This window comes from Actinoplanes sp. NPDC049548 (assembly GCF_040676695.1).
Taxonomy (GTDB): domain Bacteria; phylum Actinomycetota; class Actinomycetes; order Mycobacteriales; family Micromonosporaceae; genus Actinoplanes.
The window spans coordinates 214,581-235,541 of the sequence record NZ_JBFAPM010000002.1 but is presented as its reverse complement, the minus strand read 5'-3'; the positions used below and the strand labels follow the sequence as shown (position 1 = coordinate 235,541).

Sequence of the window (20,961 nt, the reverse complement as noted above, 5' to 3'; positions counted from 1 at the left end):
ACTCGCCTGCACGTTCTGTTCACTTTTATCCCCCCGTTCCCAGATCAGGATGAAACGTACGCGGGTCCGGGCGGCCGCGTGACCCATTCCGGGGAGCTCGAAACGGATGGTTAATGACCCCGCCCCGGCTGCCGATGGAAGAACGTGTCTCCCGTGCTGGCCCCGCAGCGCCCGGAAACCGCCCCGGTTGCGGTCCCGCGCGCGGGGTCCCCGCTACCCCCGCACCACCGGCTGCTGGTCTGGTCCTACCTGGGCGCCGGCGGGATCCTGCTGGCCTTGCTGGCCGCCGGCCCGGTCTGGCTGCGCACCCCGCTGCTGGCAGTAGCCCTGCTCGGCGGGCTGGCGGCGATGGGATACGGCGCGCGGCGCATGGCGGTGCCCGCGGAACGCCGCCCCTGGACGTGCCTGTTCGCCGCGGCCGGGCTCTTCCTGGCCGGCATCGTGACCCGGATCGTGGTGCCCGGGGCGGGCGCGTCCCCGCCGACGACCATGTCGCTGATCCCCGACGCCTTCGTGCTGCCCGGCTACCTGACCATGGTGTACGCCTTCGGCAGCATGCTGCGCCGGCGCCGCGCGGCCGAGGACGACCCGGCCCGGGTCGACGCCGTGCTGGTCGGCCTGGCGGCGGCGTTCATGTGCTGGACGTTCGTGATGGTCCCCTCGATGGACCAGCTCGACCTCACGCCGTTGCGGGTGGCCAACTCGATCTTCCCGGTCCTCGACGTCGTCCTGCTGGTGGTCGTGGCCCAGCTCGCCCTCTCCGGCGGCGCGCGCCAGTTCTCCCTCTGGCTGCTGATCACCGCATCCGTCGCGATGTTCGCCGGAGACTTCCTCTTCATGCTCCGCGACAACGCCGTCGCCGACGCGCCCCAGCACCTCATCGACGTGCTCTTCAGCGCGACCTTCGTGCTGGTCGGGGGAGCGGGACTGCACCCGTCGATGCGTACCCTCACCGCACCCCAGCGGATCATCGTCAAGGACCTGAGCAAGATCCGGATGGCGCTGATCGCGCTCGTGGTGGTCGTACCCGTGGTGATCACGACGGTCGAACCCGCCGGAGGGACGGTCAACGGCGCGGTCCGGGCCATCCTGTGCGTAGCGCTGATCCTCGCCGTGCTCTACCGGGTGGTCCGCTCCAACGACTCCCGCGCCCGCGCCGAACGCGCCACCCGACGGCGCGCCACCCACGACGCCCTCACCGACCTGCCCAACCGGGAGCTGCTCGCCGAGACCGTCGCGAGCTGGGGCGACCGCGCGGCGGCCGAACAGCTCGAGATCAGCCTGCTCTTCATCGACCTGGACCGCTTCAAGATGGTCAACGACCACTGGGGCCACCAGGTCGGCGACGAGCTTCTCTGCGCCGTCGCGGGCCGGCTCGGCGCCCAGGTCCGCGACGCCGACCTGGTCTGCCGCATCGGCGGCGACGAGTTCGTCATCGCCCTGGCCAGCCCGTCGCACTCCCGGCTCGCCGAGTCGCTCGCCGGCCGGGTCCTCGACGAGTTCTCCCGCCCGTTCGCACTGTCCGTCGGAGACGTGGTCATCTCGGCCTCCATCGGCGTCGCGAAGTCCCTCGGCGGGGCCGAGGCCCTCGAGCTGATCCGCGACGCCGACACCGCGATGTACAAGGCGAAAGGTTCCGGGCGCAACGCGTATGCCCTGTTCGACACCTCGCTGCGCGACCAGGTCCGCGACCGTATGAACCTGGAACAGGCCCTGCGCACCGCGCTGCCGAACGGCGAGCTGTCCGTGCACTACCAGCCGATCGTGGACCTGGCCACCGGCGAGCTCGACGGCTTCGAGGCCCTCATGCGCTGGCAGCACCCCACCCTCGGCGCGGTGTCACCGCTGCACTTCATCCCGATCGCCGAGGAGACCGGCCTCATCGTCGAGAGCGGCGCCTGGCTGCTGCGCGAGGCCGCCGCCCAGCTCGCCGCATGGCGCGCCGAACGCGGCCCGCAGGCCCGGCAGCTGCACGTCTCGGTCAACGTCTCGGTCCGGCAGCTGCGCGACCACACCCTCGTCGCCATCGTCCGCGACGTGCTCGCCACCACCGGCCTCCCGCCGGACGCCCTGTGGCTGGAGATCACCGAATCGGGCGTGATGGAAGACCTGGAAACCGCGCTGGCCACCCTCGACGCTCTGCGAGAGCTGGGCGTCACCCTGGCCATCGACGACTTCGGTACGGGCTACTCGTCGCTGAGCTACCTCAACCGGCTGCCCGTGGGCATCGTCAAGCTCGACCGCGCCTTCGTCTCCGAGGTCGGCGAGCACGGCGCCAACGAGTCGATCGTCCGCGCCGTCCTCGCCATGACCAGCGCCCTGAACCTGCGGGTGGTCGCCGAAGGCGTGGAGACCGAGCTCCAACGCGACTGGCTGCGCGAGCAGGGCTGCGACCTCGCCCAGGGCTGGCTGTACGGCCGGCCGCAGCTCCCCACCGGCCACACCGACCTGATCCGCGGCACGGCCTGACCCGTCACGGCTCCACGATCAGCACCACCTTGCCGCGGCCGTGCCGCGCCTCCACGGCGGCGTGCGCCTGCACCACCTCGTCCAGCGGGTACGCGCGTACCGGCATCGTGACGAGCCCCCGGGCGGCCAGAGCGACCACCTCCGCCAGCCGCACCGGCGACCGCCCCGCCCGCACCACCCGGGCGCCGTGCTCGGCAGCCGCCTTGTCATCGACGATCGTGCCGACCCGATCCGGCGCGACGCCCAACGCCACCGACTGGGCGACCGCCTCGCCCCCGGCGGCATCGAGCGCCACGGTCACCGGCCCGATCGCCCGGACGGCGTCCACCAGCCCGGGACCGTAAGCGACCGGCACGGCCCCGAGCTGCCGCAGATAGTCGTGGTTCGCGGGACTCGCGGTGCCGATGACCGTCGCCCCGGCCCGCCGGGCCAGCTGGGTGGCCACCGTCCCCACCGAACCGGCGGCGGCATGCACCAGCAGGACGTCACCCGCACCGACACCCAGCTCGAGCAACGCCCCGGAAGCCGTCTGCGAGGCCGCTACGAGAGCGGCGGCGGTGAGGAAATCGAGCTCCGGCGGCTTCCGTACGACGGTCGCGGCTTCCACCACGACGTGGCTGGCCTGCCCGTTCATCATCGTCGACCCGAGCACGGCGGTGCCCACCTCGAGGCCGGTCCCGGTGGCGCCCTCGCCGAGCTTGTCGACCACCCCCGAGTACTCCTGGCCGACCTGCTGAGGAAAGCGCACCGGGACCGGCGCGATATGGCCGCGCCGCACGCCCACGTCGAACGGCTGGACGCCGGCGGCGTGTACCCGGACCCGGACCTGACCGGGGACCGGGTTCGGGGTCGGGCAGCTGAGCGATGCGAAGGACGTCGGGCGCGCCGAAGCGGTCGAAGACGGCAGCTCTCATGCGCTTGACTGTGCTAGCTCAACTTGGGTTGAGGTCAAGCGATCTTTGTTTCTTGCGGTGGACGGTTGGGGGCCGGGGTGACCAAGACGGCTGGTGGGGCGTTTTACGCCGTTCTTGGTCACCCCGGCCCCCAACCTTGCATGGACACCAGCTGCGGGTGAGAGATGGCTTGCTCCTCGCTGGTTGCATCGTGCGCTGCGCCTCCACCTCGCGCTGCGTGGTCCGGCTACCGCGCTTTTCGGTCGCGGTGAGCATCTGGTTCCGCAGGCCCACCCCATTGGTGGGTCAAGCGGACGCACCTCGCCGCTTGCGCTCACACACACCGATCCCCACTCTGCGTCCACCGCAGCAGCCTGGCGCCACGAATCAGGAGACGCCAAGTCGCCGGAACTCCCAAGGGTCGTGTGCGCAGAAGACCGTGACATCCGCGCTGCCGCCAGCGGCGAGTCGACGCAACCGATCGACGTTCGCCAACCGCACGGTGCGGTCGGTTTCCACCTGCTCCTGCAGGGCCCGCGTGAGCATCGGCGCCTCAGCGGGCGGGTCCTGCACCTCACCGTGGTAGTAGTACGCGTCACCGGCATGAAGCAACCACCGGTCACCGGCCTTGACCGCTACAGCCGTGTGACCGGGCGTATGACCGCGCAACGGAACCAGCAGTACGTCGGACGGCAGACCGTCGAGCTGGTGAACGCCGTCGAAGCCCTCCCACCGTTCACCGCCCGCATCGGGATAGGTGACCCACCGGGGCCCGTGCGCCCACTGTGTCCGGTTCGCATACCCCTGGCCGGCCGTCGCCGCCTCGAGCTCCGCCCGCGAGACGTGAACCGCGGCGTCCGGGAAGTCCGGCAGGCCGCCCGCGTGGTCGCGGTGCAGGTGCGTCAGCACGATATGACGCACATCGCCGGCGGTGAAGCCCAGGCGACGAATCTGACGGACCGCCGTCTCCTCCGGATCGAGCGCCGGCTGAGCCCACGCGACGAATTCCGGCCCCAGCGACCGCTCGGGCGCGGCGACGTCGCCCAGCCCGAACCCGGAATCGACCAGCACCAGCCCGCCGTCGTCCGGCTCGATCAACAAGCAGTGGGTAACCGCCGGCAACGCCCGAAGGCCGCTTTCCGGTGGCGGCTGGACCTCGCGCAGCGACCCGCAGTTGAGACTATGAACCCGCAAGACCGAACCCCCTCGTCGATGTCCCGCCGAAACCCTAGGAGGCGTCGTAGTGGCTCACCTAACGGTTAGTGACGAGAGCAGCGAGTCCCCGATGCGGCGAAGCTGCCGAGGACCCGCGCCGGCACCCGAACCGTCGTGCCCGGTGGAGACGACCCTCACGGTGCTCCGCGGCCGATGGACCCCGCTGGTGATCCGCGAACTCCTCCTGGGCGACCGCACCTTCGTCGACCTCGCCCGAGCCCTCCCCAACCTCTCGGACAAGATCCTCGCCGAACGACTGGCCCAACTGACCCGCTCGGGAGTGACCCACCGCAGACGCAGCCCCGGCTGGCCACCCCGAGTCGAATACGCCCTCACCGACCGCGGCCGGGCCCTGCTGCCCGTCCTCGAAGCCCTCTGGGACTGGGGCTCCGACACGCCCCGCCCCGGCGAAACGGCATGAAACGCGCCATAGCCGCCTTGGTCGCTCCAGCCCTTGGCCCTCCGCGCGCAAGAAAGCCGTGAAGGCCGGATGAAAAGGAACCCCGGTCACGATCCGGCGCAGCCCGGACCCGGCGACCCCGGGGCATCGCTACGGTGGTCGGGTGTCTGAGATCCCGTGGTGGGGCCTGCCCCTCATCGCCGCCGTATTCGCCCTGGTCGGAGCAGGTGTCACCCTCCTGGTGTCAGCCCGCGACAACTACCTGCGCAGCCGCGCCAAGCGAACCCGCCGCTGGTACGCCGAACGCCGCGACGCCTACGTCGCCCTGCTCACCCAGTTCGAGCGCGCCTCGTACCGTGCCCGCGCCGCCCTGGACGCCGGCCGGCCACTACCCGGCCCGTTCACCTACCTGGACGAGGTGGGTCCGGCCCTGATGCAGGTGCGGCTGCTCGCGTCCGGCCAGGTCCGCAGCGCCGCTCTCGCCGTCCATCTGCTGCTGGAGAAGCTGTACGGCGAGCGCCCCACCCCGCCCCCGGGCGTGGACCCGGCGAAGTCAGCCCGCGAGATGCTCGGCCACGTACCCCTGGTGATGCAGCAGCTGGAGGCGGCGATCCGGGAGGAGCTGGGCATCAAGGACGCGCCGCCGCCCCCGTCGGCCGGGCAGCCGTCGCGTTCGCTGCGGTCGTACATGAGGCGGCATCCGGCGTCGGAGGAGTCGAGCATCACGAGCGGATAGGTCATCATCGCCAGACGTGACGGAACTCGTGGGGAGGCGTCCATGTCGGATTTGTCAGTGACTGATGCGGTGGTGCGGAGCGGGGTGGTGGCGGTGCTGCGGGCGCCGACGGCCGGTGCTTTCTCCGCGATCAGTGACGTGCTCGTCGAGGCGGGCATCACCGCACTCGAGGTGACCCTCACCTCGCGGGGCGCGCTGGAGGCCATCGCCGGGCTGCGCCGGCAGCTTCCCGCCCACGTCGTGGTGGGTGCGGGCACGGTGCTCAGCCCCGACGACGCCAAGGCCGGCATCGACGCGGGAGCCGCCTTCCTGGTCTCGCCGGTGGCGGTGCCCGGCATCGAGGGGTTCGACGTGCCGGTCTATCCGGGCGCGTTCACCCCGAGCGAGATCTTCGCCGCCTCCCGCACCGGCGCACCGCTGGTCAAGCTGTTCCCGGCCTCGGCGGTCGGCCCTCGTTACCTCAAGGATCTGCACGGGCCGCTCCCCGGTGTGCGGATCATGCCGACCGGCGGCATCGAGATCGGCGAGGTGGCGGCCTGGCTCGGCGCGGGTGCGGCGGCGGTAGGGCTGGGCGGCCCGCTGCTCGGCGACGCCGCCTCCGGGGGCAGCCTGGCGAAGCTCGCCGACCGGGCCCGGCGGGCGGCCGACGCGGTCGCGTACGCCCGCTCATGACGGGTCTGCTGACCTTCGGCGAGACCATGGGCCTGGTCTCGGCCGACGGCATCGGCCCGCTGGAGTACGCGCGGGGGTTCGGGTTCGGCATCGGCGGCGCGGAGAGCAACGTGGCCATCGGTGTGGCGCGCCTCGGCGGGCCGGCGACATGGATCGGGCGGGTCGGCTCCGACGCGACCGGCGAGCTCATCGCTCGCCGGCTGCGGGCCGAGGGGGTCGACGCCGTCGTCATCCGGGACTCGTCGTTCACCGGGCTCATGGTGAAGCACCGCCGCACCGGTGCTCTGCTGCACGTCGACTACCACCGTGCGGGGAGCGCCGGCTCGCGGCTCGCGCCGTCCGACATCCCGGCCGACGCGTTGCGTGCGGCGGCGATTGTGCACGTCACCGGCATCACCCCGGCTCTCAGCGATTCCGCGCGCGCGGCGGTCTTCCAGGCCGTGGAGACCGCGCGCGCGGCGGGGGTGCCGGTGTCGGTGGACGTCAACTACCGGGCCAAGCTGTGGTCGCGTTTCGACGCCGGGCCGGTGCTCCGCGACCTGGTCACGCGCGCCGATGTCGTCTTCGCCGGCCCGGACGAGGCAGCGCTCTTCGTCGACGGCCCGCCGCTCGACGGCCTGGCGGCGCTCGGGCCGGCCGAGGTGGTGGTCAAGGACGGCGCCCGGGGCTGCACCGCGCTGATCGGCGGCGAGCGGTACGAGCGAGAGGCGCTGGACGTCACGGTGGTGGACCCGGTCGGTGCGGGGGACGCCTTCGTCGCGGGCTACCTCGCCGACCGCCTGGCCGGTGCGGCTCCGGCCGCCCGGCTCGCCACGGCCATCGCGGCGGGCGCGTTCGCGGTGACCGTGCCGGGCGACTGTGAGGGGCTGCCCACCCGGGCCGATCTCGGTGCCCTGACGTCCGCCGGCGACGACGTGGCTCGCTGACCGGATCGTTCCGGCGTCGGTCGTGACCGTGTCTTACCCGCGGTGCCGCCGCGGCCGCAGGATGGCGGTATGACCAATGCGCTCATCGTCATCGACGTCCAGGAGTCCTTCCGCGCCCGGCCGCTGTGGGGTGCCGTCAGCAACCCGGCGATAGCCGAGCGGGTCCAGCGGCTCGTCGACGCCGCCCGCGCCGCCGGTGACCTGGTGGTGTGGGTGCTGCACGCCGAGCCGGGCAGCGGTGGCGTCTTCGACCCGGCGAGCGGTCACGTCCGCGTCTTCGCCGAGCTCGAACCGCGTCCCGGCGAGCCGATCATCACCAAGACCTCGCACAACGCCTTCACCACGACCAACCTGCAGCAGCTGCTGACCGCCCGCGGCGTGCGCGGGCTGACGGTCTGCGGGATCCGGACGGAGCAGTGCGTCGAGACCACCACCCGGGTCGGCTCGGACCTCGGGTACGCCGTCACGTTCGTCACCGACGCCACCGCCACGTTCCCGATCCCGCACTGGGACGCCCCGGCCGAGCAGACCTTGGCGGAGCTGCTGGCGGATCCGCGTACCCTGTCCGCCGCCGACGTGGTGGCCCGCACCGAGTACGCCCTCGCCGGCCGCTTCGCTACGATCGCCACCGTGGCGGAACTGACCGGGGAGCTGACCGGATCGTGAGCCGGGTGGTGTTCGTCCTCGTGCCCGGTCTGCACCTGCTGGACCTCGCCGGTCCGGCCCAGGTGTTCTCGACCGCGGCCGATCACGGGCACGACTATCCGCTCTCGTACGTGGCCGACCGGCCGGACATCGACAGTCACCAGGGCGTGCGGCTGCGCGCCGAGACCACGTGGCCGCAGCTCACGCCCGCCGATCTGGTCGTGGTGCCGGGCTGGCGCTCGCCGCACCTGGCCGGCAGCGGCCACCTCGAGGCGCGGACCCTGGACCGGATCGCGGCGCACCACGCCGCCGGCGGGACGGTCGCGAGCGTCTGCGCGGGCGCCGACGCGCTCGGGCGGGCCGGCCTGCTCGACGGGCGGCGCTGCACCACCCATCACGACGTGCAGGAGGAGCTGGCCCGGCGTTACCCCCGCGCCCAGGTGGTCCGGGATGTGCTCTACGTCGAGGACGGCCGGGTCGTCACGTCCGCGGGCATCGCCAGCGGCATCGACCTGGCGCTGCACCTGGTCGCGGTGCGGCACGGCCCGGCGGCGGCCGCGCGGGTGGCCCGGCAGATGGTCGTGTACGCCCGCCGCAACGGCCACGAGCAGCAGTCCAGCGCCATGCTCCGGCACCGGGCGCACCTGAGCGACGCGGTGCACCGGGTGCAGGACCGCATCGACGCCCGCTTCGCCGAGCCGTTGCCGCTGGCGGAGCTGGCCGCGGCGGCCGGGATGAGCGAGCGGACCCTGACGCGGCGCTTCGAGGCGGCCACCGGGCAGACCCCGCTGCGCTACCAGCAGCTGCTGCGGGTGGAGCGGGCGGAGCACCTCATCGGGCACGGCGCCACGGTGGAGGCGGCGGCGCGCGCGGTCGGTTTCGGGGATGCCCGGATGCTGCGCCGCCTGCGGTCCCGCACGGGCGTCACACCGTGAGCGCGGTGGTGCGGCGTATCAGGGCGGCCAGCTCGTCGCGGGTCGGTGTCTGCGGCACCGGCGGTCGCCAGCCGCCCGCGTAGATCTCCCGCGCCCGCGGTTCCACCTCGGCCAGCGTCGCCGGCAGGGCCCGCATGGACAGGTACGGCCCGACGACCCGCATCAGCGACGGGTCGGCCTGCGCGGCGGCCACGACGTGGCCGGAGGTCAGCGGGCGGCTCAGGTCCACGTCCTCGCCGGCCCACTGGCGGATCTCGTCGGCGTCCCAGGCCACGTGGTCGTCGAACCAGGGCCGGATGTGCGTGGTGCACCACTCGTCGAGGGCGACGGTCGCCGACTCGACGTCGCCGTTCAGCGTGCGGACGAACTGCCGGGCCTGCATGAGGGAGGTGGCGATGCCCCGGCCGGCGGTCGGGTTGGTCGTGCAGACGGCGTCGCCGAGATGCACCAGGCCGGGCAGGGCCACGTTGCCCTCGGCGTCGAGCTGACCGCGGTACGTGTTGTGCAGCCGCGCGCCGGCCAGCACGGGCGTCATCGGCTCGGTGCGGTCCGGCTCGGTCCATTCGGCGAGCCCCGGGATGACGCGGACGGCCGCGTCGAACGCTTGCCGTTGCCGCAGTCCCGCCAGCTCCCGGTCGCCGGTGAGGCGGGCGATCAGCACCGAGACGGTCCGGTTGTCCTGGAGGAACACTCCGGCCAGGTAGCCGGGGAAGCGGGTGATCAGCCCGAGCGGCGCGTTCACCGGTCCGGGCTCGGCGCCGGGCCGCAGAGCGTAGTGCCGCGACACGTAGGACATGCCGCAGTCCCCGCCGGCCGCCGGGGCGCGCAGGTCGCCGGCGATCCGCCCGGAGCGGCCGGACGCGTTCACGACGAGGCCGGCCTCGAGCTCGCCGCCGTCGACCCGCAGGCCGGCGGCTCGCCCACGGGAGCGCAGCACGTCCTCGGCGTGGCCCCGGACGAACGTCACGCCGGGTTCGGCGGTCGCGGTCTCCCGCAGCACCCGCTCGAAGAGCATCCGGCGGCAGTGCAGCCCGACCACCATGGCCGGGCGGCCGTCGGCAGCGGGCAGGATCGACCGTTCCGCGCCGGCCGCGAGCAGCGCGTTCTCGACCTCCGGCAGCTCTGCCTGGATCGCCTGGACGACCTGCTGACGCACGCCGTGCGGGTGGTGGAACTGCATGACGCCGCGGCGCGGCCAGGTGCCGTCCGGCGCCGGTCCCGGATCCCGGTCGACCACGGTCACCCGGTGCCCGCGGCGAGCGAGGGCGACGGCGGTGAAGAGCCCGGTCGGTCCGGCGCCGATGACTGCTGCCTGCATGTGCCGACATTAGGCACCGGAGGGTGATCGCGCAGGCGCTGAGTCGGGTTGGCGTCACGGGCCTACCCTCGCCGCCATGGAGATCGCCGGGCTGATCCTCGCCGCCGGCGCCGGAAGCCGCTACGGGATGCCGAAGGCGCTGGTGTCCTGGCACGGCCGTCCGCTGGTCGAGCGCGCGGCCGCCGTCGCGGCCGAGGCGGGCCTGACCCGCACGCTGGTCGTGGTGGGGGCCGAGGCGGACCGGGTCCGTGCGGCGGCACCCCGGCTCACGTACGTGGACAACCCCGCCTGGGCGACCGGGATGGCGTCGTCGCTGCGCGCCGGCCTGGCCGCCGTGGCCGCCACCCCGGCCACGGCGGCGGTGGTCCTGCTGGTCGACATGCCCGGCGTCACGGCCGCAGCGGTACGCCGGGTAGCCGCGCTGGCGTCGCCCGCAGCCCTCGCCACGGGCGGGTACGCCGCCCGCCGCTCCCACCCGGTCCTGCTCGGCCGCGACCACTGGCCGGGCGTGGCCGCCGCCGCGACCGGTGACAGCGGTGCCCGGTCGTACCTGCGCGCCCACGCCGACGAGGTCCGGGTCGTGCCGGTCGGCGACGTGGCGGACGACACCGACCTGGACGTGCCCGGCCATGCGTGACGTCCTCGCCGAGCTGGTGCGGGCATGGCGCGCCGGTGAGCCGGCCGGGCTGGCGACCGTGACCGCCACCTGGTCCAGCGCTCCGCGGGGTCCGGGGACGGCGATGCTGGTGCTCGGCGACGGCACGACGGTGGGCAGCGTCTCGGGCGGCTGCGTCGAGGCCGCCGTCCACGAGCTGTGCCGGGAGGTGGCCGGCACCGGCGAGCCCCGCAGGGCCCGGTACGGCGTCAGCGACGGCGACGCGTACGAGGTGGGACTGCCGTGCGGCGGCACCATCGACGTCTTCGTGCAGCCGGCCGGCTTCCCCGAGGTGGAGGTGCTGGCGGACCTGGTGGGTGCCGGGCATCCGGTGGCGCTGCTGACCTGTGTGGAGGGTCCGCCGGAGCGGATCGGGCGGCGCCTGGTGCTCAGCCCGGACTCACGGCACGGGTCGCTGGGCGGCGACCGGATCGACGACGCCGCCACCGATGACGGCCGCGGGCTGCTGGCGGCCGGGCGTACCGGGCTGCTGCACTACGGCCCGGACGGGCAGCGGCGGGGGAGCGGGGTGAGCGTGCTCGTCACCGCGTTCGCCCCGCCGGCCCGCATGCTGGTGTTCGGCGCCACCGACCACGCCGCCGCGGTCGCGCGGATCGGGTCGTTCCTCGGCTACCGGGTCACCGTGTGCGATGCCCGGCCGGTGTTCGCCACCGCCGAGCGGTTCCCGGGCGCCGGCGAGGTGGTGGTGGACTGGCCGCACCGCTACCTCGCGGCCGAGGAAGCGGCGGGCCGGCTGGACGCGCGTACGGTGATCTGCGTCCTGACGCACGACCCGAAGTTCGACGTGCCCGTGCTCGAGGTGGCGCTGCGGCTGCCGGTCGCGTACGTGGGTGCCATGGGTTCCCGTCGCACCCACGACGACCGGCTCAAGCGGCTGCGCGAGGCCGGCCTGCCCGAGGCCGCGCTGGGCCGGCTCTGCTCGCCCATCGGCCTCGACCTCGGTGGCCGCACGCCGGAGGAGACGGCGGTCAGCGTGGCCGCGGAGATCGTGGCGCTGCGCTGGGACGGCACCGGCGGGCGGCTGACCAGCACCTCGGGCCCCATCCACGGGATGATTCGATAACCGGGTGCTGCACCTTCGAATCATCTCGCCACCGGCCACCACCGAGGCCGTCGAGAAGCTGCTGACCGCGGACGACGCGGTGACCCACGTGGTCGTGCTCCCCGGCACGGCCCGCGACCCGGTGGGCGACCTCGTGCTCTGCGACGTCGTCCGGGAGGGCGCGAGCGACCTCATCGAGCGGCTGCGCGACCTCGGCATCGAGCGGGACGGTTCGATCATGCTGGAGCGGGTGGACACCGCCCTCTCCGCGGCCGCCGCCCGCGCCGAGAAGCGGGTGCCGGGCCTCGGCGTCGACGCCGTCGTCTGGGAGGAGGTCGAGCACACCACCGCAGCCGAGAGCGAGATCTCCGGCGCCTTCCTCGCGTTCATGATCGTCGCGACCGTGATCGCCGGCATCGGCGTCCTGCTGGACCAGCCCATCCTCATCGTCGGCGCCATGGTCGTCGGTCCCGAGTTCGGTCCGCTGGCGGCGGTCTGCGTCGGCACCGTGCGCCGCCGGTGGGCCCTCGTGCGCCGCGCGCTGACCGCGCTGGGGGTCGGGTTCGCCGTGGGCATGCTGGTCACCGTGGCCACCACCTGGCTGCTCGACGCCCTCGACCTGGTGGACAAGTCGATGCTGCTCGGCGACCGGCCGCTGACCAGCTTCATCTGGCAGCCGGACGCGCTCAGCTGGGTGGTCGGGTTCCTCGCCGGCGTCGCCGGGATGCTCTCGCTGACCTCGGCGAAGGCCGGCACGCTGGTGGGGGTGCTGATCTCCGTGACGACGGTCCCGGCCGCAGCCAACGCCGCCGTCGCCCTCGCGTACGGGGTGAGGAAGGAAGCCGCCGGCTCGGCGCTGCAGCTACTGATCAACGTCGCCGCGATCGTGGCCGCCGGGGTGCTCACCCTGCTCGTGCAGCGCCTCGCGAGCCGGCGCCGATGATCGGATATTGGGGTGCGGCGGCACCGGCGCGGCCCGCACACTTCCCGGTGTGCACTCGGCCTTCACCGTGACCCCGGCCCGGCTGCCCGACCTGCTGCTGCACGTGGCGGTCGTGCGGCCGGTCTTCGTGTGGGGTGCGCCGGGCATCGGCAAGAGCTCGCTGGTCCGCGACTTCGCCGCCGCCCTGGGTCTGGAGTGCGTCACCCTCGTGGGAACCCAGCTCGCCGCGGAGGACCTGATCGGCGTGCCGGAGCTGCGGGACGGGCGCAGCCGCTTCGCGCCGCCGGAGTCGATCGCCCGCGACGAGCCGTACTGCCTGTTCCTCGACGAGCTCAACTCGTCGGGCCCGGACGTGCAGAAGGCGTTCTACTCGCTCATCCTCGACCGCCGCATCGGCGCGTACGAGCTGCCGCCCGGCTCGATCGTCATCGGCGCCGGCAACCGCTCGGCCGACAACGCGCTCGCTCGCCCGATGGCGTCCGCCCTGGTCAACCGGCTCGTCCACGTGCACCTGCAGGCGGCGTACGCGGACTGGTTGAGCTGGGCCACCGGCGCCGGCATCCACCCGTGGATCCTCGAGTACCTGGGCGAACGGCCGGGTCACCTGTGGTCCGCCCCGCCCAAGACCGAGGAGGCCTTCTCGACGCCGCGCAGCTGGCACATGCTCTCGGACGCGCTGCACTCGTACGGTGACGAGATCGACGACGACACCCTGCGCGTGCTCGCCGCAGGAACCCTGACCCCCGCCCACGCGGCAGCCTTCTGCGGCTACCTGCGCATCGTGCGCCACCAGTACGGCCTGGAAGCGGTCCTGCGCGGCGACGCGCCCTGGCCGCGCGCGGCCACCGACCGGGACCTGCTGTACTACCTCGCCGAGACGTTCCGGGCCCGGCTGGTCAAGGACCTGCCGCGGGTGAAGGAGCACGCCCCGGCCGCGGTACGCCAGTTCGCGCACCGCGCGAAGGCGCTGCTCGTCGAGCTCGCCGAGATCTCGCTGGAGTGCGCGCAGCTGGTCGTCGCCACGGACGACGACGGTGCTCCCGTGCTGCCGGCCTGGTTCCTGGTCGAGGTCAGCCGCGACCTGCCCCGGCTGGTCGCCGCGCGGGCCGCCTGATGGCCCGCCGGCCGCCGGCCGAGCCGGACCCGAACACCGCGGCCTTCCACGCCGCGTGGCGCGCCGTCGCCGGACACCCCATGTTCGCGCCGCTGACCGGCGCGGACTGGCCGCGCCCGGCGGCCCGCGCGGTGCTCGTCGAGGACTTCGCCCTCGGCTTCGCCATGGTCCACGCCGACGGCACGATCCGGGCCAACGCCGGGCGGAGGCTCGACGCGGCGCAGTGGGAATGGGTGCTCGCCCACTGCCTGCTGCACCTGGGCTTCGGCCACCTCGGCGCGGCCGGCCACGACGAGGCGTTCCGGGCGGCGGCCTGCCTCGCCGTCACGCGGTTCCAGCGCGCGGTGAAGCTGGGCACCGAACCGGCGGCGTTCCCCGCCGAACTGCCGACCGCCGACGAGGAGGCTCTGCTGCGGCGCTGGCGCCGGGACGGCGTACCGTCGGAGCTCGCCGGCTGCGGCGCGGGCGAGCCGGACATCCGGGCCGGCGACGGACCGCTCCCGCACGATCCGATGTGGCCGGACCGGTTCGCCGTGGGCCTGTCCGCGTCCGCGACGGCGGCGGTCGACGTCGCCGGGGGAGCCCGCGCCTCGCTCACCGGCGCGCCCACCCGCCGCCCGCCGTGGGAGCGGGCGATGAGCTGGTTCGTGGGCAACTACCCGCTGCTCGGCGGCCTCGCCGCCGGGTTCACCTTGGTCGCGGACGCCACCCTGGCCCGCGAGCGCGACATCGCCGTCGCGGCGGTCTCGGCGGAGGCCGGCGAGATCTACCTGAACCCGCTGCGGCGGCTGGACGAGCCGGAGTGGCGGTTCGTGCTCGCCCACGAGATGCTGCACGCCGCCCTGCGCCACGGCGAGCGCACCGGGACGCGCGACCCGTACCTGTGGAACGTCGCCTGCGACTACGTCGTCAACGGCTGGCTGGTCGAGATGGAGGTCGGGCAGCTGCCCGACGGGGTGCTGCACGACCCGCGGCTCGCCGGTGCCTCCGCCGAGGACGTGTACGACCGCATCGCCGGCGACCTGCGCCGCATGCGCAAGCTGGCCACCCTGCGCGGCCGTGGCATCGGCGACCTGCTCGGCGAGCCGCTGCCGTGGCACGGGCCCCGCTCGGGCGCCGTCGACCTCGACGACTACTACCGGCGGGCGCTGCTCACCGGGTACGCGTACCACCGCGGCAGCGGCCGTGGCCTGCTCCCCGCCGGCCTGACCGCCGAGATCCGCGTGCTCGAGCACCCGCCGCTGCCCTGGGACGTCCGGCTGGCACGCTGGTTCGACGAGCACGTGCCGGCCCCCGAGCCGCGCCGCAGCTACGCGCGTCCCTCCCGGCGCCAGGCGAGCACGCCGGACATCCCGCGGGCGGGCCGGCACTGTCCGCAGGAGACGGTCCAGCGCAGCACCTTCGGAGTCGTCGTCGACACGTCCGGGTCGATGAGCCACCGGCTGATGGGCAAGGCGCTCGGGGCCATCGCCTCGTACGCGACCGCCCGCGACGTCCCCGCGGCCCGCGTGGTCTTCTGCGACGCGACCGCCTACGACGCCGGGTACCTGCCGGTCGAGGACATCGCCGGGCGCATCCGGGTCCGTGGCCGCGGCGGCACCGTCCTGCAGCCCGCGATCGACCTGCTGGAACGGGCCGCCGACTTCCCCGCGTCCGGGCCGATCCTGGTGATCACCGACGGCGGCTGCGAACCGCTGCGGATCCGGCGTACGCACGCCTTCCTGATGCCACGCGGCGCCCGCCTGCCGTTCCGGCCCCGCGGACCGGTCTTCGACCTGAGCTAACCGGCCTGCTCGTCGCGCCACGCCAGCCACCGGCGCAGCTCGTCGAGGCTGTGCTCGGGCCCGTACGTGATCACGGTGAACAGTCCCACGCCGTGCTTGCGCAGCGCGGGCCCGACGACCCACGGGTCGCCCTCCACGAACGCCGACCGTTCGATCTCGCCGGGGTCGCGGCCGAGGTCGCGGCAGTAGCCCTCGAGCTGCCGTACCTTCTCGCCGAGGGCCTCACCCTTCGCGAACGTGTGCCAGATGTCCGCGTGCCGGGCCACCAGCCGCAGTGCCTTCGGCCCGTCAGCGGCGACCAGCACGGGGATCTCGCGGGTGGGCGGAGGGTTCAGCGCGGCGAAGCGCCGCTCGATGCGCTGCAGCGCGTTCCCGAGCTGCTCGACGCGCTGCGCGGGTGAGCCGAACTCGTAGCCGTACTGTTCGGCCTCCCAGGCGCGGAAGCCGGCGCCGAGGCCGAGGATCAACCGGCCGCCGCTGATGTGGTCGACGGTGCGCGCCATGTCGGCGAGCAGGTCGGGGTTGCGGTAGGCGACGCTGCTGACCATGGTGCCGATCTCCGCGCGCGAGGTCGACTCGGCCCAGGCTCCCAGCATCGTCCAGGCTTCGAAGTGCTTGCCGTCCCGGTCCTTGCCGAGCGGGAAGAAGTGGTCCCAGTTGAAGATCGCGTCCGCGCCGAGCCGGTCCGCCTCGCTCGCCGCCCGCCGGATCCCTTCGTAGCCGGCCCGTTCCTGCGCGATCTGCACTGCCACCCGTACTCTGCTCATGATCGACGATCGTAGTTCGATGCGGCGGTGAGCAGGGGGCCCAGATCTCGCAGGCTGCGCAGGCGGACCGGTTCGCCGGGCGGCCCGGTGCCGAGCCGGTCCAGGTGGGCGGCGCGCAGCCCGGCGGTCCGGGCGGCCACCACGTCGAACGCGTGGTCGTCGCCCACGCTGAGAACCTCGTCGGGCCGCAGCCCCCACTGGGAGCAGGCACGGTGGAACGCCTCCGGCGCCGGCTTGGCGACGCCGAGGTTCTCGACCGTGAAGACCGGTCCCACCCGGCCGCCGAGGCCCGTCCGCTCCAGCTTCTTGCGCTGCTGCACGGTGGATCCGTTGGTCAGCACGGCGGTGACGAGCCCCGCCTCGGCGATCGCCGCCAACGCGTCGGGGACGTCGTCGTAGGCGCGCCAGGCCGCCTCGTAGTGGTGCAGGTAGCCGGCGAAGGTGGCGTCCAGCTCGGCGTCGGGTGGTGAGGGCGTACCCAGGAAGTCGCGCAACCGGCGACGGCGCTGCTCCGCGAAACTGATCGTGCCCGCCCGCCAGGCCGCGAGATGGGGTTCCTGGACGGCCGTCCAGCGGGCGACCGCGGCGTCGGTCGCCGCCCTGCCGATCGTCGGCAGCCAGGCCCGCAGCCCGGCGTCGGCGGCCGCGGCGTGGTCGACGAGCGTGCCGTCCAGGTCGAGCAGCACACCCCGCAGTTCCACGCCGGGCATCCTATGCTCGGCACCGTGGATGTCACCCCGATACCCCTGGGCAGCTGGCCGACCCCGCTGGAGCCCGCCCCGCGGCTGGCCGCGGCGCTGGGACTGGACGAGCTGTGGATCAAACGTGACGACCTGACCGGCCTGGGCGGCGGCGGCAACAAGGTACGCAAGCTGCAGTACACCTGCGCCGAGGCCGTTCGGGCGGGTGCGACGAGGCTGGTGACCACCGGCGCCGCGCAGTCCAACCATGCCCGGCTGACCGCGGCGGCGGCGGCCCGGCTCGGCCTGCACTGCACGCTGGTGCTGCGCGGCGAACCCCCGGCGAGCGTGCGCGGCAACCTGATCCTGGACGAGCTGGCGGGCGCGTCGGTGGTCTGGGCCGGCGCCGAGCCGCTCGACGAGATCGCGGCGGCGCAGGACGGCTACGTCATCCCGTTCGGCGGGACGTCGCCGTTCTCGGCCCGCGGATACGTCGACTGCGCCCGTGAGCTGCTGACGCAGCTGCCGGACCTGGCGACGGTGGTGGTCGCGCTGGGCTCGGGCGGCACGATGGCCGGCCTGGTCGCCGAGCTGGGCCCGCACCGCGTGTACGGCGTCGACACCGGCGCCCTGCCCGACCCGCGAGCGACGGTGGCGTCCCTTCTCGACGGTATGGGCGTCAAAGTGGACCCCGCCGAGCTGCAGATCGACGAGACGCACGTCGGCGCCGGGTACGCGGCCCTGACCGACCCGGTCCGCTCGGCCATGGTTCTCGCGGCCCGCACGGAGGGGTTGTTCCTCGACCCCACCTACACCGGCCGGGCCCTGGCCGGGCTGCGCGCCACCCCGCCCGACGGCAAGGTGGTGTTCCTGCACAGCGGCGGTCTTCCCGGCCTGTTCGGCCACCCCGCTCTCGGTTAGAAGGCGGCGGGCAGGCCGCGCAGGGCGGCCAGTCCGAGGGCGCTGCGCGGCTGGTACGCGACCCGCCACAGCCCACCGTGCGCCGCACCAACGGTCTCGTCCCGCCAGGCCTGCGCACCCGCCGGGCGGGGGTTGCGCAGCTGGTGCACGAGCAGCGCCGCCATCAGCCTGGTGCTCGTCGCCGGTTCGAAGACCTCGACGCCGAACAGGTGGGCTCCCGCGTACGCGGCCGCGAGCAGCCGGTTGCTCGTCACCGACCTGGTCCGGGTGGGCGGCGCGACGGAGAAGCTCACCGTGGTTCCGGCCTGGCGGGCCACCGTGGCCCGCCAGCGCTGGACGCGTTTGGCGAGGGCGTAGTTCGGGCCCTGCTGCGGGACGAGGCTGTCGGCGATGCCCGGGTCGGCGCCGGGCGGGTAGTTCGGTGTCAGCAGGCGTTCCGCGGAGAGCAGGTGGGTGAGCCGGGCCGTGGTGGAGCGCCGGCGGTAGCGGTCGGTCGCCTGGGCCACGGCGTCACCCGGCACGGCGAAGACGTCGGTCGGGGTGGCGAGGAAGGCGAGGGCGGTGTCCGGGCGTTCGGCGACGATGTGGACGGCCAGCGCGTCCATGGCCGCGGAGAGCCGGGCGTACGCGGCGCCGGGCGCGTACACGTAGTTGCCGAGCACCAGGCGCCCCTCGATGCCGAGCAGCCACCGGGCGACCTCGGGCAGCCCGCTGAGCAGGTCGGCGCCGGCGGTCTCGAGGGAGGTGCCGGGCGCGACCAGCGTGCCGGCGCCGCGGCGGGCGGCGGCGGCCACGCGGGACCACACGGCGGGCCGGGGGAGGTCCACGCCCACCACCGTGCCGCCCCACGCGAGCACCGACGGCAGCGGGCCCATCTCGCTGCCCGCGCCGAGCACCACCAGGCGCTGGTCGGAGAGGTCGAGCCAGCCCGGGTTCGCGGCGACCTCCCGGACCATCTCCGCGCACGACGCCTCGATCGTCCCGGCCGTGACCCACGCGTCGAGCTGCCGGTGCAGGGTGTCGCCGCGCAGGAGCTGTCCGCGGTACGGCACGGTCAGCTCACGCTCCGGCTTCTCCTCGCCGGTCACCGTGACCGTGCCGGGTGGAGTGGTGTCGGCGGCGAAGACCTCCGCCAGCGGTGCGTCCTCGCCGGCGCGGTCGACCCGCATCCGTGCGTGCAGCGACGCCAGGCCGGCGGCTGCCACGGCGTACCCGTCCCCGGCCTCGACCAGGGCCCGGAAGTGGCGCAGGTAGCCCTTGCGCCAGTCGCGTTCGGCCGCGGCGGCGCCGGCGGCCGCCGGGTCGGCCGCGCGCAGGGCTTCGGCCACCACCTCGCGGCCCAGGTCCGAACTGCTGCGCCGACCATCCGCCCCGCGGGGAAACACGACCTCGTTCACGCCGGACAGTATGGCCACCCGCCTCCTACCCAGGGAGGAGGGGACGGGCCCGCGGGCGGACGAGTCCGGGCCCGGCGCGGACGAGCATCGGCGGTATGACATCGCTGATGCGCCTGCACCGCCCATTGATGGTCTTCACCGCCGCGATGGCGGTGCTCGCCGTGGTCGCCGCGGTGGGCATCGTCGCCGATCCCCGGGTGCTCACCGGCATGCCGATCTGGGCGAAGCCGTTCAAGTTCGCCGTGTCCTTCGTCTTGTACGCCACCACCCTCGCCTGGATGCTCTCCCTGCTGCCGCGCCGCAGCCGCGCCGCCGAGTGGGCGGCCACCGTGGTCGTCGCCGCGAGCGTGGCCGAGATGGTCGTCATCGTGGGCCAGGTGCTGCGGGGGCGGACCAGCCACTTCAACCAGACCACCCCGTTCGACGCGGCCCTGTGGTCGGTCATGAGCATCGCGGTGATCGTGCTGGTGTCCGGTCACTTCGTGGTGGGGCTGGTCCTGCTCCGCGCGCGCATCGCGGACCGGGTCGCCGCGCACGCCGTCCGGTGGGGCCTCGGCTTGTCCCTGCTCGGCATGCTGGTGGCCGTGCCGATGACCCTGCCCTCCGCCGCCCCGCCCGGTCAGGACGCCATCGCGGGCGCGCACAGCGTCGGGGTGGCCGACGGCGGTGCCGGCCTGCCCCTGCTCGGGTGGAGCACGACCGGCGGCGACCTGCGGATCGGCCACTTCGTGGGGCTGCACGCGCTGCAGGCCCTCCCGCTGGTCGCGATGCTGCTCGGGCGGAGGTTCGACGGGCTCACCCGCAGGCGGCTGCTGGCGGTCGCGGGCGGTGCCTACGGCTCCCTCACCCTGCTGCTCACCTGGCAGGCGCTGCGCGGGCAGCCGCTGCTGCAGCCCGACGCCCTGACGGTGACCGTTGCGGGAGCGCTCGCCGCCGGCACGGTCCTGGCCACCGGTACGGTGCTGCGCCTGCGGCGGCCCGAGCTGGAGCTGGCCGCGTGACCGGAGCGCTGTTCTCCCTGACCTTCACCGTCGCCGCGCCGTTCTGGGCCCTGATGATCGCGCTGCCGCGCTGGTCGTGGACCCGCCGGATCGTCGCCTCGCCGCTGATCGTCGTCCCGGTCCTGGCCATCTACGCGATCCTCGTGCTGCCCGCCCTGGGCGAGGTGCTGCCCGCGGTCGCGTCGCCGACCCTCGACGGCATCCGCACCTTCCTGGGCACCGCGGACGGCGCGGCGGCGGCCTGGGCGCACATGATCGCCTTCGACCTGTTCGTCGGCCGATGGGCGTTCCTCGACGGGAACCGGCGCGGCGTACCGTGGTGGATCATGTCGCCGCTGCTGGTGTTGACGATCCTGCTCGGACCGCTCGGCCTCGGCGCCTATCTGCTCGTACGGCCGAGGTTCGGCGCGGACGCGGAAGCCTAGGG

21 protein-coding genes are annotated in these 20,961 nt (G+C 73.9%); 15 read left to right on the top strand and 6 right to left on the bottom strand.

Annotated elements, in window-relative coordinates; genetic code table 11:
* Positions 1 to 153: 153 nt before the first annotated feature.
* Complete coding sequence (locus AB0J80_RS05225) at positions 154 to 2,469, top strand: EAL domain-containing protein (RefSeq protein WP_364700601.1); 2,316 nt, start codon at positions 154 to 156, stop codon at positions 2,467 to 2,469.
* A gap of 4 nt (positions 2,470 to 2,473) precedes the next feature.
* Here the strand turns inward: AB0J80_RS05225 and AB0J80_RS05220 are convergent, their stop codons facing one another.
* A complete protein-coding gene (locus tag AB0J80_RS05220; RefSeq protein ID WP_364701300.1) occupies positions 2,474 to 3,247 on the bottom strand; it encodes an NADP-dependent oxidoreductase in 774 nt (257 codons plus the stop codon).
* Positions 3,248 to 3,749: 502 nt separating this feature from the next.
* Positions 3,750 to 4,556, bottom strand: coding sequence for an MBL fold metallo-hydrolase (locus AB0J80_RS05215; protein ID WP_364700599.1), 807 nt, complete (start codon positions 4,554 to 4,556; stop codon positions 3,750 to 3,752).
* Positions 4,557 to 4,698: 142 nt separating this feature from the next.
* Here AB0J80_RS05215 and AB0J80_RS05210 point away from each other — a divergent pair, with 142 nt between their 5' ends.
* The 6 genes from AB0J80_RS05210 to AB0J80_RS05185 all read left to right on the top strand — a co-directional run bounded on the left by AB0J80_RS05210 (position 4,699) and on the right by AB0J80_RS05185 (position 8,891).
* On the top strand, positions 4,699 to 4,998 hold the full coding sequence (locus AB0J80_RS05210; protein WP_364700597.1) for a helix-turn-helix domain-containing protein: 300 nt from the start codon (positions 4,699 to 4,701) through the stop codon (positions 4,996 to 4,998).
* 142 nt (positions 4,999 to 5,140) lie between these two features.
* Entirely contained in the window at positions 5,141 to 5,713 is a 573-nt protein-coding gene (locus AB0J80_RS05205) for a hypothetical protein (protein ID WP_364700595.1), read from the top strand.
* A gap of 42 nt (positions 5,714 to 5,755) precedes the next feature.
* On the top strand, positions 5,756 to 6,385 hold the full coding sequence (locus AB0J80_RS05200) for a bifunctional 4-hydroxy-2-oxoglutarate aldolase/2-dehydro-3-deoxy-phosphogluconate aldolase (RefSeq protein WP_364700593.1): 630 nt from the start codon (positions 5,756 to 5,758) through the stop codon (positions 6,383 to 6,385).
* Positions 6,382 to 7,311, top strand: a complete 930-nt coding sequence (locus AB0J80_RS05195; protein WP_364700591.1) for a sugar kinase — start codon at positions 6,382 to 6,384, stop codon at positions 7,309 to 7,311. Before AB0J80_RS05200 ends, AB0J80_RS05195 begins: the two co-directional genes overlap by 4 nt.
* Positions 7,312 to 7,380: 69 nt before the next feature.
* Complete coding sequence (locus tag AB0J80_RS05190; protein WP_364700589.1) at positions 7,381 to 7,977, top strand: cysteine hydrolase family protein; 597 nt, start codon at positions 7,381 to 7,383, stop codon at positions 7,975 to 7,977.
* Positions 7,974 to 8,891 (top strand): AraC family transcriptional regulator, encoded by a 918-nt coding sequence (locus AB0J80_RS05185; protein ID WP_364700587.1) that lies wholly within the window; start codon positions 7,974 to 7,976, stop codon positions 8,889 to 8,891. The genes AB0J80_RS05190 and AB0J80_RS05185 overlap by 4 nt, the downstream gene beginning before the upstream one ends.
* Here the strand turns inward: AB0J80_RS05185 and AB0J80_RS05180 are convergent.
* A complete protein-coding gene (locus AB0J80_RS05180) occupies positions 8,881 to 10,209 on the bottom strand; it encodes an FAD-dependent oxidoreductase (RefSeq protein ID WP_364700585.1) in 1,329 nt (442 codons plus the stop codon). The two genes, AB0J80_RS05185 and AB0J80_RS05180, sit on opposite strands and share 11 nt — an antisense overlap.
* Before the next feature lie 76 nt (positions 10,210 to 10,285).
* On the opposite strand from AB0J80_RS05180, the gene AB0J80_RS05175 reads away from it, so the two are divergent.
* The 5 genes from AB0J80_RS05175 to AB0J80_RS05155 all read left to right on the top strand — a co-directional run bounded on the left by AB0J80_RS05175 (position 10,286) and on the right by AB0J80_RS05155 (position 15,768).
* Entirely contained in the window at positions 10,286 to 10,846 is a 561-nt protein-coding gene (locus AB0J80_RS05175; RefSeq protein WP_364700583.1) for an NTP transferase domain-containing protein, read from the top strand.
* Complete coding sequence (locus tag AB0J80_RS05170; protein ID WP_364700581.1) at positions 10,839 to 11,948, top strand: XdhC/CoxI family protein; 1,110 nt, start codon at positions 10,839 to 10,841, stop codon at positions 11,946 to 11,948. Before AB0J80_RS05175 ends, AB0J80_RS05170 begins: the two co-directional genes overlap by 8 nt.
* Positions 11,949 to 11,952: 4 nt before the next feature.
* Positions 11,953 to 12,870 carry a DUF389 domain-containing protein gene (locus AB0J80_RS05165; protein WP_364700579.1) on the top strand — a complete coding sequence of 306 codons (918 nt, stop codon included), beginning with the start codon at positions 11,953 to 11,955 and terminating at the stop codon, positions 12,868 to 12,870.
* Positions 12,871 to 12,937: 67 nt separating this feature from the next.
* Positions 12,938 to 13,984, top strand: a complete 1,047-nt coding sequence (locus AB0J80_RS05160; RefSeq protein ID WP_364701298.1) for a MoxR family ATPase — start codon at positions 12,938 to 12,940, stop codon at positions 13,982 to 13,984.
* Positions 13,984 to 15,768 carry a hypothetical protein gene (locus tag AB0J80_RS05155; protein WP_364700577.1) on the top strand — a complete coding sequence of 595 codons (1,785 nt, stop codon included), beginning with the start codon at positions 13,984 to 13,986 and terminating at the stop codon, positions 15,766 to 15,768. The genes AB0J80_RS05160 and AB0J80_RS05155 overlap by 1 nt, the downstream gene beginning before the upstream one ends.
* On the opposite strand, the gene AB0J80_RS05150 is transcribed toward AB0J80_RS05155, so the two are convergent.
* Both AB0J80_RS05150 and AB0J80_RS05145 read right to left on the bottom strand, forming a co-directional pair.
* Positions 15,765 to 16,535 carry an LLM class F420-dependent oxidoreductase gene (locus AB0J80_RS05150; RefSeq protein ID WP_364700575.1) on the bottom strand — a complete coding sequence of 257 codons (771 nt, stop codon included), beginning with the start codon at positions 16,533 to 16,535 and terminating at the stop codon, positions 15,765 to 15,767. The two genes, AB0J80_RS05155 and AB0J80_RS05150, sit on opposite strands and share 4 nt — an antisense overlap.
* Positions 16,532 to 17,236: an HAD family hydrolase gene (locus tag AB0J80_RS05145; RefSeq protein ID WP_364700573.1), complete on the bottom strand. Its 705-nt coding sequence runs from the start codon at positions 17,234 to 17,236 to the stop codon at positions 16,532 to 16,534. Before AB0J80_RS05145 ends, AB0J80_RS05150 begins: the two co-directional genes overlap by 4 nt.
* A 24-nt stretch (positions 17,237 to 17,260) precedes the next feature.
* Here AB0J80_RS05145 and AB0J80_RS05140 point away from each other — a divergent pair, with 24 nt between their 5' ends.
* Positions 17,261 to 18,136 carry a pyridoxal-phosphate dependent enzyme gene (locus AB0J80_RS05140; protein WP_364700571.1) on the top strand — a complete coding sequence of 292 codons (876 nt, stop codon included), beginning with the start codon at positions 17,261 to 17,263 and terminating at the stop codon, positions 18,134 to 18,136.
* On the opposite strand, the gene AB0J80_RS05135 is transcribed toward AB0J80_RS05140, so the two are convergent.
* The gene (locus AB0J80_RS05135; protein WP_364700569.1) at positions 18,133 to 19,533 is read right to left on the bottom strand and encodes a hypothetical protein; all 1,401 of its coding nucleotides are present in this window, start codon (positions 19,531 to 19,533) and stop codon (positions 18,133 to 18,135) included. The two genes, AB0J80_RS05140 and AB0J80_RS05135, sit on opposite strands and share 4 nt — an antisense overlap.
* A gap of 95 nt (positions 19,534 to 19,628) precedes the next feature.
* On the opposite strand from AB0J80_RS05135, the gene AB0J80_RS05130 reads away from it, so the two are divergent.
* Both AB0J80_RS05130 and AB0J80_RS05125 read left to right on the top strand, forming a co-directional pair.
* On the top strand, positions 19,629 to 20,534 hold the full coding sequence (locus AB0J80_RS05130) for a hypothetical protein (protein ID WP_364700568.1): 906 nt from the start codon (positions 19,629 to 19,631) through the stop codon (positions 20,532 to 20,534).
* Positions 20,531 to 20,959, top strand: a complete 429-nt coding sequence (locus tag AB0J80_RS05125) for an ABA4-like family protein (RefSeq protein WP_364700566.1) — start codon at positions 20,531 to 20,533, stop codon at positions 20,957 to 20,959. The genes AB0J80_RS05130 and AB0J80_RS05125 overlap by 4 nt, the downstream gene beginning before the upstream one ends.
* Positions 20,960 to 20,961: the final 2 nt, after the last annotated feature.